Source organism: Bradyrhizobium sp. CCBAU 65884 (assembly GCF_028128835.1).
GTDB classification, from domain to species: domain Bacteria; phylum Pseudomonadota; class Alphaproteobacteria; order Rhizobiales; family Xanthobacteraceae; genus Bradyrhizobium; species Bradyrhizobium ottawaense.
In genome coordinates this window covers 26,322-41,179 of sequence record NZ_LBJU01000129.1, presented here as the reverse complement: position 1 = coordinate 41,179, position 14,858 = coordinate 26,322, and the positions used below count along the sequence as shown (strand labels likewise).

The following is a 14,858-nucleotide window of genomic DNA, read 5'->3' as shown; positions in this document are numbered from 1 at the left end:
GGACGATGTCGCAGATATCGCTGTCCGACCTCAATGCCGCAAGCAAGGCCGACTTCGTCGCGGCGCTCGCCAATGTCGTCGAATATTCGCCGTGGATCGCCGAGCAGCTCGCCGACAAGCGACCGTTTGCCGGCATCAATCAGTTGCACACGGCGCTGATGGCGGCGATCCAGAGCGCCGAGCCCGACGTGCAATTGGCGTTGATCCGGGCGCATCCGGATCTCGCCAGCAAGACCCAGCGCGCGGCGGGGCTGACAGTGGAATCGACCGACGAGCAGAACAGCGCCGGCCTCGATAGGTTGTCGGATGCCGAATACGCGGCGTTCGAGCGCGTCAACAGCGCCTATCGGGACAAGTTCGGCTTCCCCTATATCGTCTGCGTGCGCCGCCACACCCGGGATTCCGTGCTGCGCGACTTCGAGAGGCGGTTACGCAATATCGCCAAGACCGAGACGCGGCGCGCGATCGAGGAGATCGGCCGGATCTCCGCGCTGCGGCTGGATCAGCTCGTCATGGCCGACGACAGGCTGAAGGTGCACGGCCGGCTCTCGACCCATGTGCTGGACAACCACGCCGGCAAGCCCGCGTCCGGCATCCCGGTCGAGCTCGTGGAGCTCGCCAGCCTCGGCGAGAGCCGTGTGATCGCGCGCGCGGTGACCAATGCGGACGGTCGCACCGATCGGCCGTTGATCGGCGGTCGCCCGCTGCCGATCGGCCGCTATGAGCTCAAATTCAGCGTTGCCAGATATTACGCCGAGCGCAACGTGCCGCTGTCGGATCCGCCGTTCCTCGACGAGATCCCGCTGCGCTTCGCCGTCAGCGAGCCAGAGGGGCACTATCACGTGCCGCTGTTGGTCACGCCATGGAGCTATTCGACCTATCGCGGCAGCTGAATGCAAGGCGCGCTCTTCACCTCGCCCCGCTTGCTGGGAGAGGTCGAATTCGATCGTAGATCGAATTCGGGTGAGGGGGACTCTCGACGCGTCCAACTGTCACCGTCATTGCGGAGACTCCCCCTCACCCCAACCCTCTCCCCGCAAGCGGGGCGAGGGAGAACAGCGTCGCCGTGGTCGAGCTATCGCGTCCCAGTGGAGTTGCCAAACTTGTCGAGCAGCGCCGGAAACAGCCGGTCCGGCTTGAAGGGCGGCGCGGTGAAGCGGATGCCGGTGGCGTTCGCGATCGCGTTGCCGAGTGCGGCCGCGACCGGATTGTACGGGCTCTCGCTCATCGACTTCGCCCCTAACGGTCCGATCGTATCGGACGTCTCGGCGAAGAAGACCTCGGTCCGGGGCACGTCCGCGAAGGAGGGCAGGTGGTAGTCGCGGAATTTCGGGTTGGTGACGCGCCCCTCGGCGTCGATCACCATCTCCTCGTAGAGCGCGGCGCCGAGCGCCTGCGCCACGCCGCCTTCGACCTGACCGCGGCACTGCATGGGATTGGCGACCACTCCAGCGTCCGCGGCGTGCACGCTCCTGAGAATCCTGAGCTCGCCGCTGGCCTTGTTCACGGCGATACGAAAACCCTGGACGTTGAAGCCGACCGAACGCGGTGTTCCCTCGGAATTGCCGCTGCCTGCGAACGGCTGCCCGCGCTCGCGCGCGAGCTTCACCAGCTCCGCAAAAGACATGCGCCGGACGCCGCTGACGACGGCGTTGTCCTCGAGCGCGCAGCTCCCGATGTCACACAGCCACGCGCCGGCGGCGGCCGCCTTCAATTCGGTCGCAAGCTGCAGGGAAGCCGCATGGGTCGCCTTGCCGGCGACGAACATGCCCGCGCTGCCATAGGCGCCGGTGTCGTGGCCGCCATGGGCGGTGTCGGACTGGCGCAGTCGGATTCTGTCGACGGTGGTCGCGAGCGTGGTCGCGGCGATCTGCCGGTGCACGGTGCTGGTGCCGTTGCCGAATTCGGCGGTGCCGACGGTGAGATCGAAACCACCGTCCTCACGCAGCGCGATCGTCGCGTCGGCGAGGTGGCCCGCCGGCGGCGCGGTGTCGATCATGGTCAGCGCGACGCCGTCACCGATCAGCCAGTCCGGCGACAGGTCCGGCTGCGGGCTATCGGCCTGCATCGCGCGCTCGACGAGGTCGAGGCACTGGTCGAGCCCGTAGGAGCCGTAGAGCACGTCGTGAAATTCGGACGGCGGCGGCGACAGCATGGGATCGCCATCCCTCACGATGTTGCGCCGGCGCATCTCGTAGGGGTCGATGCCGAGCTGCCGGCCCAGCTCGTCGATCGCGGCCTCGATCGCGATCAGCGTCTGCGGCAGGCCATAGCCGCGAAACGCGCCCGCCGGCACCGTGTTGGTGTAGACGGCATGACCGTCGACCCGCTTGTTCGGGCAATTGTAGACCGCGATGGACTCCGACAGCGAATGGAACATCACCGGGCCGGCGTGATTGCCGTAAGCGCCGGTGTTGGAGAGCACGTCGAGCTTGAGCGCGGTGAGCTTGCCGCCGGCATCCGCTCCGGCCTTGATGTGGACACGCATCGGGTGCCGCGTCGAGGTCGCGATGAACTGCTCCTCGCGGGTGAGCTCCAGCTTCACCGGACGTCCCGTCTTGAGCGCAGCGAGCGCCAGAATGTCCTCGACGAACATCTCCTGCTTGCCGCCAAAGCCGCCGCCGACGCGCTCGCAGAACACGCGGACCTTGTCGGGAGGAAGCTTGAAGATGTCGGACAGCGCGCGCCGGGTCAGGAACGGCACCTGGGTCGAGGTGCGGACATTGAGCACGCCCGAGGCATCGAGCCAGGCAAGGCCGCCATGGGTCTCCAGTGCCGCGTGCTGCACGCGATGACTGTGGAAGGTGCCCTCGAAGGTGACGGCGGCTATCGCGAGCGCCGCCGCGACGTCGCCGAACTCGCCATGCGTCTCCGCAGCGAGGTTGCGCTGAGCGTCGGCGATGCGGTTCGCGGTGGTGCGGTCGGGATGAATGACGGGCGCACCGGGCGCCATCGCCTGCTCCGGATCGATCAGCGCAGGCAAAATCTCATAATCGAGCTTCAGCCGGCGGCAGGCCTCCTCGGCGGCGGTTTCGCTTTCGGCAACGATGGCGGCAACCCTCTGGCCGATGAAGCGGACGACGTCGTCGAGAACGCGGGTGTCCTCGGGGTCCATCCAGTCCATCTCGTGCCGCGCGGTCGAGATCAGCATCGAAGGTGCGTCTTCATGTGTCAGCACCGCGTGTACGCCGGGAACCTTCAGCGCTTCCGACTTGTCGATTGCGACGATCCTGGCGTGGGCATGAGGCGAACGCACCAGCTTGACGTGAAGCAGGCCCTCGATGGCGGTGTCGAAGGTGTAGCGCGCGTCGCCGCGCACGATGTCGGGGCCTGCCGGCGCCGGCAGGCTGTGGCCAAACGCGGCTCCGGGCTCGACGCTCGCCTCGACATTGGTCTTGCCGAGCAATGCATCCTCGATCGCGCGATAGCCGGTGCAGCGGCAGATATTGCCCTTCAGCGCCGCGCCGAGATCGGTCCGCTGGGCCTGATTCAGCGAGGCGCAGGTCAGGATCATGCCGGCGGTGCAGAAGCCGCATTGAAAGCCCTGCGCGTCAAGGAAAGCCTGCTGCATCGGATGCGTGCCGTGGTCTCCGCCCAGACCTTCGATCGTGGTCACACTGCGTCCCTCGACGCGGAACGCCGGGATCAGGCAGCTGTGCACCGGCTCCCCGTCGAGCAGCACGGTGCAGGCGCCGCAGTCACCGGCGTCGCAGCCCTTCTTCACGCCGAAATGGCCGAGCTCGCGCAGGAACGTGCGCAGGCACTGCCCGGCGCGCGGCTCCTGCGCAAACGGTTTGCCGTTGACCTCGAAGCTCATGACGGCATTGCCCCCAGCAGCTCGCGGCGAACCTCTTCGGCGAGCCGCAATGTCATGTGCTTGCGCCAGAGCGGCCGGCCGTGGATGTCGGTGTGGTACAGATCGTCCGTGATCTGCTGGGCGATCGCGTCGCCCAGCGCGCTCGCGTCCGGGGCCCGGCGAAAGGACAGCTGGATCGGCCGCGCCGTCGATGCGGTGACCGTGAGCGTCAGCGTGCCGTCGGCATCGAGGCTGCCGATCAGGAGCGCCGCCGAGCGGCCGACCGGCGCCAGCGAGATCTGGCGATATGCCGTGCGGCGTTTCAGCGCGGCAATCCCAATATCGATCTGGCGAAGCAGGTCGCCCGGTGTCAGGCGATTTCGCTGGTTGCCGGTGACGAAGTCGACGACAGGAATCCTCTGCTCGCCGCCGCCAGCCTTCCAGATGGTGCAGACGCCGCCCAGCGCTGCAGTAAGGGAGATCATCGGTCCCGCCGGCAGCGACATGCAGAGATTGCCGCCGACGGTCGCGGTCTTCCAGATCTTGAACGACGCAAGGAAGGCGCGGCAGCACTGGTTGATCAGCGGCGCGGCGAGCCAATCGGACGGGCAGGCAAGTCCGTCGAGCTGCGCGACCGTGCACGTGGCGGCGATGGAGAGATGGCTGTCCGTGATCGTCAGCGCCGGCCATTTCAGGTCGGTCAGATCGATCAGCCGCTTCAGATGCACCTGCGGCTCCGAGAACAACCACGTGCCGCCCGCGAGCCAGGCGTCGCCTGCCGTCCAGGCGGGCAGCTGCGCGCGCGTTTGCGGATGGGCGACCGTCGTGATGGTGTTCAAATCCATGGCTGCGCCAAAGCTTCCGCCGGTGAATCGTGCCGATGAGTCTTGCAAGACCGGAGCCAAGTGGCAACAAACAAGTCGCAATAAAACAAGTCCTGGCGCGAAGGTGGCTGGGCCAGCGTTTACCTGGCTGGCCTGTCAGCGGATGTAAAGGAGAAGCGGGATCATGAGCGACGCAAAGCCGATCTGGATCAGGGATCCCCTGGCCATCCTCGCCGACGGTGCCGAGCGCGGGATCGTGGTAAAGGACGGCCGCATCGTCGAGCTCGTGCCGGCTGGCGCCGCGCCAGCGACCGCTGATGTCGTGGTGTTCGATGCGAGCGAACATGTCGTGCTGCCGGGCCTGATCAACACCCATCATCATTTTTACCAGACGCTGACCCGGGCGCTGCCGGCGGCGATGGATCGGGAGCTGTTCCCCTGGCTCCAGGCGCTCTACCCGGTGTGGGCGAGGCTGACGCCCGAGGCGCTCGAGCTCGGCGTCACCGTGGCGATGTCCGAGCTGCTGCTGTCGGGCTGCACCACCACGACCGATCATCACTACGTCTTCCCCGCGGGCCTCGAAGATGCCGTCGATATCGAGGTCGCCGTGGCGAAGCGTCTGGGCGTGCGGGTGCTGCTGACGCGCGGCTCGATGAACCTGTCGCAGCGCGACGGCGGCCTGCCGCCTGACAGCGTGGTGCAGGACGAGGACACGATTCTCGCAGACAGCGCGCGCGTGGTTGCCAAGCACCACCAGCGCGGCCTGGACGCGATGGTGCAGATCGCGCTGGCGCCGTGCTCGCCGTTCTCGGTGACGACGTCGCTGATGCGCGCCACCTCCGATCTCGCTGATAAGCTCGACGTGCGCCTGCACACCCATCTCGCCGAAACAGAGGACGAAAACAGATTCTGCCAGCAGATGTATGGCTGCCGTCCGCTCGACTATCTCGAGCAATGCGGCTGGCTCAATGCGCGGACCTGGCTCGCCCACGGCATATTTTTCAACGCCGATGAGATGAAGCGGCTCGGCAAGGCGAAGACGACCATCAGCCATTGCGCGTGCAGCAACCAGCTGCTGGCGTCCGGCTGCTGTCCTGTCTGCGAGATGGAGGAGGCCGGCGTCGGGATCGGGATCGGTGTCGACGGCTCAGCCTCGAACGACGGCTCCAACCTGATGCAGGAGGTCCGCGCCGCCTTCCTGCTGCAACGGGCGCGTTACGGGGTGTCCAAGGTCAGCCACAAGGATGCGTTGCGCTGGGCGACCAAGGGGTCGGCAGCCTGCGTCGGCCGGCCGGAACTCGGCGAGATCGCCGTCGGCAAGGCTGCGGACCTCGGGCTGTTCAGGCTCGACGAATTGCGCTTCTCCGGTCATGGCGACCCCTTGGCCGCATTGGTGCTGTGCGGAGCGCATCGGGCCGACCGGGTGATGGTGGCGGGAAAATGGGCCGTGATCGACGGTGCGATCCCGGACCTCGACGTGGCAGACCTCATCAGCCGCCACAGTTTGGCGGCGCAGGCCATGCGGGCCGGATAATGCCAAGGCAGGATAGAAAGAGGGGGCGACCACAAGTGCCGGGTGCTTCTGGCCACCCCCTCCGAACCTCCTCCGGGAGGAGCAGGTGATCTAGCCTAAGCAAGAAGCGTGCTACTTGCCCGGCAGCTTGTCGTCGATGCCCTTGACGTAGAAATTCATGCCGAGGATCTGGCCGTCGTCGAGGTGATCGCCGCCCTTGCACTCGACCGGCTTGCCGTCCTGCCCAACGATCGGGCACTTGAACGGATGCAGCTTGCCTGCAGTGATCGCGGCTTGGGCATCCTCAGCCAATTTTTTCACGTCGTCAGGCATGTTGGTATAGGGCGCCATCGCGAACATGTGACTGTCGAGGCCGCCCCAGCTGTCCTGGGACTTCCAGGTGCCGGCAAGCTCGGCCTTGACCCGCTCGATGTAGTAGGGGCCCCAGGTGTCGAGGATCGAGGTCAGCTGGGTCTTGGGCCCGAACTTGATCATCTCGGAGTCCTGGCCGAAGGCGAGCTTGCCGCGTTCGCTGGCGATCTGCATCGCGGCGGGCGAATCCGTGTGCTGCATGATGACGTCGGCGCCCTGGTCGATCAGCGCCTTGGCGGCGTCGGCCTCCTTGCCCGGGTCGAACCAGGTGTTGGCCCAGATGATCTTGACCTTGATGTCAGGCTTGATGGTCTGCGCGGCCAGCATCGTCGCGTTGATGCCGGAGACGACCTCCGGAATCGGGAACGAGCCGATATAGCCGAGCACGCCGGACTTCGTCATCTTCGCCGCGATCAAGCCCTGGATGTAGCGGCCCTGCCACCATCTGGCCGAATAGGTCGACATGTTCGGATTGCGCTTGTAGCCGGTGGCGTGCTCGAAATGCACGTTGGGATATTTTTTTGCGACCTTCAGCGTCGGATCCATGTAGCCGAACGACGTCGTGAAGATCAGCTTGTTGCCGGCGCGGACGAGCTGCTCGATGGAGCGCTCGGCGTCGGGGCCTTCAGGCACGTTCTCCAGATAGGTGGTCTCGATCTGGTCGCCCAGCTCCTTGACCAGCGCCTGCCGGGCGAGATCGTGCTGATAGGTCCAGCCCAAATCTCCGATCGGACCCAGATAGATGAAGCCGACCTTGAGCTTGTCGGCGGCGGAGGCTGCACTGACGCTTCCGGCCAGCAAAAGCCCGGCAGCCAGCGCAAGAAGGGATTTCCTCATCATCGATCTCCAAACATCAGGGGAAAGCCACGATGCGCAACGCGCGCGCCCCATCGCGCGCGCCGCGGAAATGAAATTCAGCGGTCAGGTACGAACACGGTGCCGAGCGCGGCCGGGGCGGTCGAGCCGCCGCTGCGCGCGCGGGAGAGCAGGACCAGCACGATGACGGTCGCAAGATAAGGCAGCGCCGACATGAATTGCGAGGGAATGCCGATGCCCCAGCCTTGCGCGTGCAATTGCAGGATCGTCACTGCCCCGAAGAGATAGGCGCCGACCACGAGCCGGCCCGGCCGCCAGGACGAGAACACCACCAGCGCCAGCGCGATCCAGCCGCGGCCCGCGGTCATGCCGGGTATGAAGAACGGCGTATAGGCGAGCGGCAGATAAGCGCCGGCAAGGCCTGCGCAGGCACCGCCAAACATCACGGCGAAGGTGCGGATGCGCAGCACGGGATAGCCGAGCGCGTGCGCAGAGGCGTGGTTGTCGCCGCAGGCGCGCAGGATCAATCCCGCCCGCGTGCGGTACAGGAACCACCAGACGCCGACGACGAGTGCAATCGAGAAGTAGACGAAGCCGTCCTCGCCGAACAGCACGCGCCCGACCAGCGGGATGTCGGTGAGGCCCGGAATGGCGAGATGGACTGCCGGCGTGATGCGCTCGCCGACGAAGCCGGCGCCGATCAGCCCGGACAGCCCGACGCCGAGGATGGTGAGCGCAAGACCCGTCGCGACCTGGTTGACGGCGAGCCCGAGGGCCATCAATGCGAAGATCAGCGACATCATCGTTCCCGCGATGATGCCGAACAGCGCGCCAATGAAGATCGATCCGGTGAGCCATGCGCCGGCAAAGCCGCAGGCCGCGCCAACGATCATCATGCCCTCGACGCCGAGATTGAGCACGCCGGAGCGCTCGGTCACGAGCTCTCCGGTCGCGGCGATCAGCAGCGGCGTTGACGCGGCGAGCACCGAGAGGATGATGGCTTCAATGAGTTCCACGGGCCACCTGACGGTTCGGGAAGCTCAACTTGAAGCGGTAGAGGATCAGGGAATCGCAGGCGAGCACGTAGAACAACAGAATGCCCTGAAAGACCTTGGTGACATCCAATGGAATCTTCATCGCGATCTGCGCCTGCTCGCCGCCGATAAAGGTCAGTGCAAGGAACAGGCCTGCAATTAATATTCCAAGCGGATTCAGCCGGCCGAGGAAGGCGACGATGATCGCAGTAAAACCGTAGCCCGGGGAGATGCCAGGCTGGAGATGTCCGACCGGACCTGCCACCTCGATGATGCCGGCGAGACCTGCGAGCGCGCCTGATACCGCGAAGGTCAGGATGATCAGCTGATTGGCGTTGAAGCCGCCGAACCGCGCGGCACGGGGGGCTGCGCCCACGACGCGGATCTCGAAACCCTTGATGGTTCGCCCGAGCAGGATTGCGGCCGCCGCGACGACAAGAAGCGCAATGATCGAGCCGAGATGCAGCCGCCCGCCCTCGATCAGCAACGGGACAGTCGCCACCGGATCGAACTCGGCCGTGGTCGGGAAGTTGAAGCCGTTGGGGTCGCGCCAGGGCCCGCGCACGAGATAGTCGAGAAAGAGGTCGGCGACATAGACCAGCATCAGGCTGGTCAGGATCTCGCTGGCGCCGAACTTCACCTTGCAGATCGCCGGGATCAGCGCATAGAGCGCGCCCGCGGCGGCTGCGAGCACGAGCATCGCCGGCAGCACCCAGGCGCCGGCATCGGTGCCTTGCGTCTTCACCGCGATCCAGCTTCCGGCCACTGCGCCGATCAGGAATTGGCCCTCTGCGCCGATGTTCCAGGCATTGGCGAGATAGCAGAGCGACAGCCCGATCGCGATCATCACCAGCGGCGTCGCCTTCACCGCGATCTCCTGGAGCGAGTAGCCGTCGGTCAAGGGCGCAATGAAATAGGCGTGCAAGGCGAGCAGCGGATTCTTGCCGAGGATCGCGAACAGGATGACCATGGTGACGACCGTGAGGCCGATCGCGATCAGCGGCGAGACCAGCGCGATCGTGCCCGAGCGTTCGGCGCGCTTCTCAAGCACCAATTGCATGCGCGGCCTCCCTTGGCTCGAGGCTGCTGCCGCCCATGAGAAGGCCGAGCTTTTCGCGCGTCGCCTCGCGGGTCGCGAGCGGTGCTGACAGCTTGCCGTGGAACATCACGGCGATGCGGTCGGCGATCTCAGCGAGCTCGTCGAGATCCTGGCTGGTCACGAGCACGGCGGCGCCCGCGGTTGCCAGATCAAGCAGCGCCTGGCGAATGACGGCGGCGGCGCCGGCATCGACGCCCCAGGTCGGCTGGCTCACCACCAGCACCGCGGGGTTGCGCAGGATCTCGCGTCCCACGATGAACTTCTGCAAATTGCCGCCGGAGAGGGATGCGGCTTCCGGATCGCGCTTGGCCTTGCGGACGTCGAACGTCTCGGTCGCACGGTCGACGGTCTTCAGCGTGGCCGCGGTATTGATGAAGCCGCGATGGACCATGCCGCTGGCGGCGTGTCCGGTGAGCAGCGCGTTCTCCGAGAGCTTCATGCGCGGTGCGGTGCCATGACCGAGCCGCTCCTCGGGAACGAACGCAGCACCCAGCTTGCGCCGCTGCGTGATGGAGAGATGGCCGGCGGCAATGCCTTCGATCACCACCGTGCCCGGGTCCTTCGACAGGCGCTCGCCGGACAGCGCGGCGAACAGTTCGTCCTGGCCGTTGCCGGCGACGCCCGCGATGCCGAGGATCTCGCCGCCCTTCAGCTCGAACGAGATGTGCTCGAGCCGTACGCCGTGCGCTTCGCCTGGTGCGAGCGAAAGATCGTTGACGACGAGCCGCGGAACGGTGGTCTTCCGGCCGGATGCCGCCTTCACTTGCTTGATCTCGCCGCCGACCATCATGCGGGCGAGCGAGGCCGCGGTCTCGCGCCGGGGATCGCAGGTCTCGACCTTCCTGCCGCCGCGCAGGATCGTGGCGGTGTCGCAGAGCCGCTTCACCTCCTCGAGCTTGTGGCTGATGTAGAGGATGGCGCGGCCTTCGGCCTTGAGCCGCTCCAGCACGACGAACAGTTGATCGGCTTCCTGCGGCGTCAGGACGGCGGTGGGCTCGTCCAGGATCAGGAATTTCGGATCCTGCATCAGCGCGCGGACGATCTCGATGCGCTGGCGCTCGCCGACCGACAATTGCCAGACCTCGCGTTTGGGATCGAGCGGAAGGCCGTAAGTCTTCGACACCTGCTCCAGTCGCGCCGACATGTCCCTGAAGGACTCCCGTCCGTCGAGGCCGAGCGCGACGTTCTCGGCGACGGTGAGATTGTCGAACAGCGAGAAGTGCTGGAACACCATGCCGATGCCGCGGCTGCGGGCTTCGGAGGGACCGGACAGCACGACCTGTTGGCCCTGCCAGCGAATCTCGCCGGCGCTGGGCTGGATCAGCCCGTAGATCGCCTTGACCAGCGTCGACTTGCCGGCACCGTTCTCGCCGAGCAGCGCGTGGATTTCGCCGGGCCAAATATCGATGTCGATGGAATCGTTGGCGAGGAAATCGCCATAGCGTTTGGTGAGTCCGATCGTCCGCAGCAGCGGGGGCTCGCCGGAATTCAGGTCGTCAGGTGTCGAATCCAACATTCGCTGATGCGCTTGCATGGTGAAATGCCGCGATAGTGGGCCAGTTTGAGCCCCGGCGTAAGGTGTGAAAATGCGTCATCCCTTGCTCAACGCTGTGGCAGGCACCTTGTGTCGGTGCGCCTGCGCCGGCCGAGACGAAGCCCCCTGCTCAAACGCCCACGCTCGGCCATGCCGGCTTGGCTGTCGCCGGCGCCTGTTGCAGATTTGTGACGGTCCAAGCCAAATCGGAACCCGCTATGCAGGCCTGACGTCGCAGTGAGCAAAGTTGCGCCGTCGCGCTCATGCAATGCGGATCGACGCAACATTGGCTCCCGACCATCGCGCCTGCAATATCCGCTCGGCATGAAAGAAGAGCGAAATCAAACGGGAATGTCCGGCAACAGCCGGCGTCGCCGGCCGCATGCCGGCTGCAGAAAGCCTGCTAAATCCTACGAAGAGACGCCGCCCCTTGCCGAAACAAGCGGCATGCCTTGAAAAAAGTTGAGGCTTCTCCCTCCGGGAGATCGGCGCAAGTCTCGCACCCAAGGGCGTTCATTGACGTGTCCACACTTGGGGGTATTCAGGATGTCGTTTCGTTTCAGGGCAATTGCAGCAGCGGTGCTGTCACTTGCTACGCTCGCCACCGGTGGCTTGGCTTTCGCGGCGGATCTGCCGGTCAAGGCTGCCAAGAAGGCGGCGGATCTCCCGTTCTTCCTGGTGATCGATAACCGCGTCACCTTCTCCTACATCTTCAACGCCTCGCAGCCCGGTGCATGGTCGTTCCGGCCGGATGGATCGATCGACAGCAAGACCACCAAGCAGGTCTACTCGTTCACGCATTTCGATCTCTGGGCATACGGCACGAACTTCTTCACCATCTCGATGTTCAAGTCCGATCACAATGACCCGGCCGGGCCCTGCACCAACGCGGGCACGATCTTCGGCGCGCCGGCAATTTGCGCCGGTGCAACGGAGATCTACGGACTGTTCCGCTCGACGTTCGGTTGGAATGAGCTCTTCGACACCAAGGCCTTCACCGCGGGGCCGCTTCACAACATCTCGTTCGAGGTTGGGATGGATGCCAATACCGAAAACAGATATTTCGGTGCCGCCAAGCGCGACGTCGTCGGCGGTCTGCAGTTTGCGTTCGATCTGCCCTACAAGGGTTACATCAACGTCGCACCGCTGGTGTACTGGGAGTTCGCCAACCACAACTCGTTCAGCCAGTGCGGACTGTTCGGTGCCGGCGTTCCCGGCGTGACCTGTCTTGCAGACGGCAACACCTCGTTCAAGCCGACCTGGGCGGTCGAGGTCAATTACTACATGGATCTCGGCTTCCTGCCGCCGAACATGCAATATTTCTCGATCAGCGGCCGCGCCGGCTGGTACGGCAAGAAGGGCACCGACACCCAGCCGCTTCCCTACAGCCCGGCGAACGGCGTCTACAACACGGCGGTCGAGTTGAATTCGGAGCCCATCCGCCTGACCTTCGATGCCTCGAAGGCCGCCTGGGGTGACAAGTATTCGCACTTCGTGGACGTCTGGGTGGCTTACCGCTACTGGCAGAACAAGTTCGGTCTCGATCACAACCTTGCCGTCGGCTGTACCACGGCGGTCGGTGGCCGGACGGTGAGCACGGGATCGTGCAGCGAATCCTCGCTCTACTCCGGCATCACCGTGAAGTTCTGATCGGCACCCTACTGATCGGAGTTTGTGTCTACTTCGTCCACACGCCATCGTGCAGCGCTGCGGCTTCGTCCTCGAGCAGCGGACCAACGACTTCGGTCAGCCGCTGGCCGCTGGCAAAGACCTCGCGGCACGGCAGATCGAGGGTCGGGTTGTCAGGATGGTTGCCGGTGACGCCGCGCAGGCGATGCTCGCTGAGGCCGTAGACGACGCGGCCGATGCCGGCCCAGTAGATCGCGCCGGCGCACATCGCGCAGGGCTCTGCCGAGGAATAGAGCGTCGCTGTCGCCAGCACTTCGCGGCCGAGTGTGCGGCAGGCCTGGGTGGCCGCGAGACGTTCGGCATGCGCGGTGCCGTCATGATCCGGCATGTAGCCGTTCTCGGTCTCGATCAGCACCTTGCCGCTCGCATCGACAACGATGCAGCCGAACGGGTGGTTGCAATGGGTGAGGGAGCGGCGGGCGACCGCGAAGGACAAACGCAGAAAATGCTCGTCACGCTCGGATGCGTTGGCCATCGATCCTCCGCCGTCAGTGCCCCGCCATGCGCCGGCCGATCGTCGCATGACCAGCTTCGCTGGCCCGTCCTTCATACACGAATTCGCCGTGGAACATCTCCACCAGCCGGCTGGGTTCATTGACGTTACCTTCCGGATAACCGATTGAAAATATTGATTATGCGGGCCGTTCGGGTCCTGATAAAGGTGAAACTATTGGTGCGCCTGTGCATGACCGGCGTGACGCAGCCTGCCGCGTACGCGCATTCATGCTAACCACGCGCAGGTTGGGACGGGCGCCGGTGCGTGACTGGCCGCCGAACGTGTACCGATGGTCGCCAGACAGCCGCTGCCGCGGTCCAGAGAAGAGAAAGCTCGTCGAGATGAGTGCCGTCAACGCCGTTCAAAATGCATCGCTCGGCGAAGAGATCGTGCGAGGGATCAACGATCTGGCTGCGATCTCGGAAGCAGGCGACAACCTCACCCGCATCTATCTCACCAAGGAGTTGCGCAAGGCGGCGGACCTCCTGCTGAGCTGGATGCGCGATGCCGGCATGAGCGCGCGTCTTGACGCGATCGGCAATGTCTGCGGCCGCTACGAAGGCGAGCGGCCCGGCGCGCCCTGCCTGATGCTCGGCTCGCACTACGACACCGTACGCGATGCCGGCAAATGGGACGGGCCGTTGGGCGTGATCACGGCCATTGCCTGCGTTGCCGATCTCAATCGCCGTGGCAAGCGCCTGCCGTTCGCGATCGAGATCGTCGGCTTTGCCGACGAGGAGGGCGTGCGCTTCGCTTCGACCTTGCTCGGCAGCCGTGCGGTGGCCGGCACTTTTGACGAGAGTGTCTTGAATGTGCGCGACCGCGACGGTGTGTCGATGCGCGATGCGCTCGTGCAGTTCGGCCTCGATCCCGATCATATCGGAGCGGCCGCGCGGGCGCGACGCGAGCTGCTTGCCTATCTCGAATTGCACATCGAGCAGGGGCCGGTGCTGGAGGCGCAGGACCTGCCTGTCGGGGTCGTCACCGCGATTGCCGGTGCCACGCGGCTTGCCGCGCGGCTGACCGGCATGGCCGGGCACGCCGGCACGGTGCCAATGGCGCTTCGGCGTGATGCGCTCGCGGGCGCGGCCGAATGCATCGGGGCGATCGAGCAATTTTGCCGCACCGACGAGAGTGGGCTGGTCGGCACCGTCGGCTACATCCAGGCGAGGCCCGGCGCGACCAATGTCATTCCGGGCGAGGTGTCCTTCACCATCGACATGCGCGCGCCGACCGACATGCACCGCAAGCGCGCGGTGGCTGACGTCGTCCGCCAGATCGAGGCGATCGCCAAGCGCCGGCACTTGGCCCTCCAGCTCGACGTCACCCACGAGAACCGCACCGCGCCTTGCGCGCCGTGGCTCAAGGAGCAGATCGCGCAGGCGATCGGAGCGGAGGGGTTCTCCGTGTTCGAGCTGCCGAGCGGAGCAGGGCATGACGGCATGGCCATGATCGACATCGCCGATGTCGGCATGGTCTTCGTCCGCTGCCGCGGCGGCATCAGCCACCACCCGGACGAGCATGTGGAGCTCGCCGATGCCGACGCCGGTGCGCGGGTGCTGCTGCGGGTGATCGAGAATTTCAGGCCCCGGGAAGGGTAGGCTGAAGGAGCCCGCTGGAAGCCGGTGCGTCATCTGGACGAAATACGAATCAGCCATGCTTTGGGTGGTGGCCGCACCGTCGGA

11 protein-coding genes are annotated in these 14,858 nt (G+C 65.4%); 4 read left to right on the top strand and 7 right to left on the bottom strand.

Annotation, left to right across the window (positions count from 1 at the left end):
• Positions 1–5: 5 nt before the first annotated feature.
• Positions 6–893 carry a 2-oxo-4-hydroxy-4-carboxy-5-ureidoimidazoline decarboxylase gene (uraD, locus tag XI03_RS30815; RefSeq protein ID WP_271594217.1) on the top strand — a complete coding sequence of 296 codons (888 nt, stop codon included), beginning with the start codon at positions 6–8 and terminating at the stop codon, positions 891–893.
• Between the two features lie 182 nt (positions 894–1,075).
• On the opposite strand, the gene XI03_RS30810 is transcribed toward uraD, so the two are convergent.
• Complete coding sequence (locus tag XI03_RS30810; RefSeq protein ID WP_271594216.1) at positions 1,076–3,817, bottom strand: molybdopterin-dependent oxidoreductase; 2,742 nt, start codon at positions 3,815–3,817, stop codon at positions 1,076–1,078.
• On the bottom strand, positions 3,814–4,641 hold the full coding sequence (locus XI03_RS30805; protein WP_038972000.1) for an FAD binding domain-containing protein: 828 nt from the start codon (positions 4,639–4,641) through the stop codon (positions 3,814–3,816). The genes XI03_RS30810 and XI03_RS30805 overlap by 4 nt, the downstream gene beginning before the upstream one ends.
• Positions 4,642–4,804: 163 nt before the next feature.
• Here XI03_RS30805 and XI03_RS30800 point away from each other — a divergent pair, with 163 nt between their 5' ends.
• Positions 4,805–6,154 (top strand): 8-oxoguanine deaminase, encoded by a 1,350-nt coding sequence (locus XI03_RS30800; protein WP_271594215.1) that lies wholly within the window; start codon positions 4,805–4,807, stop codon positions 6,152–6,154.
• Between the two features lie 111 nt (positions 6,155–6,265).
• Here XI03_RS30800 and XI03_RS30795 read toward each other — a convergent pair whose 3' ends face one another.
• The 4 genes from XI03_RS30795 to XI03_RS30780 all read right to left on the bottom strand — a co-directional run bounded on the left by XI03_RS30795 (position 6,266) and on the right by XI03_RS30780 (position 10,970).
• Positions 6,266–7,342: a BMP family ABC transporter substrate-binding protein gene (locus XI03_RS30795; protein ID WP_038972008.1), complete on the bottom strand. Its 1,077-nt coding sequence runs from the start codon at positions 7,340–7,342 to the stop codon at positions 6,266–6,268.
• A 77-nt stretch (positions 7,343–7,419) separates the two neighbouring features.
• A complete protein-coding gene (locus tag XI03_RS30790; protein WP_038971999.1) occupies positions 7,420–8,337 on the bottom strand; it encodes an ABC transporter permease in 918 nt (305 codons plus the stop codon).
• Positions 8,324–9,415, bottom strand: a complete 1,092-nt coding sequence (locus XI03_RS30785) for an ABC transporter permease (protein WP_271594214.1) — start codon at positions 9,413–9,415, stop codon at positions 8,324–8,326. Before XI03_RS30785 ends, XI03_RS30790 begins: the two co-directional genes overlap by 14 nt.
• Entirely contained in the window at positions 9,399–10,970 is a 1,572-nt protein-coding gene (locus XI03_RS30780) for an ABC transporter ATP-binding protein (protein ID WP_271594213.1), read from the bottom strand. Before XI03_RS30780 ends, XI03_RS30785 begins: the two co-directional genes overlap by 17 nt.
• 564 nt (positions 10,971–11,534) lie before the next feature.
• Between XI03_RS30780 and XI03_RS30775 the strand changes: the two genes are divergently transcribed.
• On the top strand, positions 11,535–12,638 hold the full coding sequence (locus tag XI03_RS30775) for a hypothetical protein (RefSeq protein ID WP_271594212.1): 1,104 nt from the start codon (positions 11,535–11,537) through the stop codon (positions 12,636–12,638).
• A 28-nt stretch (positions 12,639–12,666) separates the two neighbouring features.
• Here the strand turns inward: XI03_RS30775 and XI03_RS30770 are convergent, their stop codons facing one another.
• Complete coding sequence (locus tag XI03_RS30770) at positions 12,667–13,152, bottom strand: nucleoside deaminase (RefSeq protein ID WP_271594211.1); 486 nt, start codon at positions 13,150–13,152, stop codon at positions 12,667–12,669.
• Positions 13,153–13,514: 362 nt separating this feature from the next.
• On the opposite strand from XI03_RS30770, the gene XI03_RS30765 reads away from it, so the two are divergent.
• A complete protein-coding gene (locus XI03_RS30765; protein WP_271594210.1) occupies positions 13,515–14,774 on the top strand; it encodes an allantoate amidohydrolase in 1,260 nt (419 codons plus the stop codon).
• Positions 14,775–14,858 lie beyond the last annotated feature (84 nt).

Excerpts from the sequence above, each read along its gene's own strand:
- uraD (WP_271594217.1), top strand. The coding sequence starts at position 6 with ATGTCGCAGATATCGCTGTCCGACCTCAATGCCGCAAGCAAGGCCGAC.
- XI03_RS30810 (WP_271594216.1), bottom strand. The coding sequence starts at position 3,817 with ATGAGCTTCGAGGTCAACGGCAAACCGTTTGCGCAGGAGCCGCGCGCC.
- XI03_RS30805 (WP_038972000.1), bottom strand. The coding sequence starts at position 4,641 with ATGGATTTGAACACCATCACGACGGTCGCCCATCCGCAAACGCGCGCG.
- XI03_RS30800 (WP_271594215.1), top strand. The coding sequence starts at position 4,805 with ATGAGCGACGCAAAGCCGATCTGGATCAGGGATCCCCTGGCCATCCTC.
- XI03_RS30795 (WP_038972008.1), bottom strand. The coding sequence starts at position 7,342 with ATGAGGAAATCCCTTCTTGCGCTGGCTGCCGGGCTTTTGCTGGCCGGA.
- XI03_RS30785 (WP_271594214.1), bottom strand. The coding sequence starts at position 9,415 with ATGCAATTGGTGCTTGAGAAGCGCGCCGAACGCTCGGGCACGATCGCG.
- XI03_RS30780 (WP_271594213.1), bottom strand. The coding sequence starts at position 10,970 with ATGTTGGATTCGACACCTGACGACCTGAATTCCGGCGAGCCCCCGCTG.
- XI03_RS30775 (WP_271594212.1), top strand. The coding sequence starts at position 11,535 with ATGTCGTTTCGTTTCAGGGCAATTGCAGCAGCGGTGCTGTCACTTGCT.
- XI03_RS30770 (WP_271594211.1), bottom strand. The coding sequence starts at position 13,152 with ATGGCCAACGCATCCGAGCGTGACGAGCATTTTCTGCGTTTGTCCTTC.
- XI03_RS30765 (WP_271594210.1), top strand. The coding sequence starts at position 13,515 with ATGAGTGCCGTCAACGCCGTTCAAAATGCATCGCTCGGCGAAGAGATC.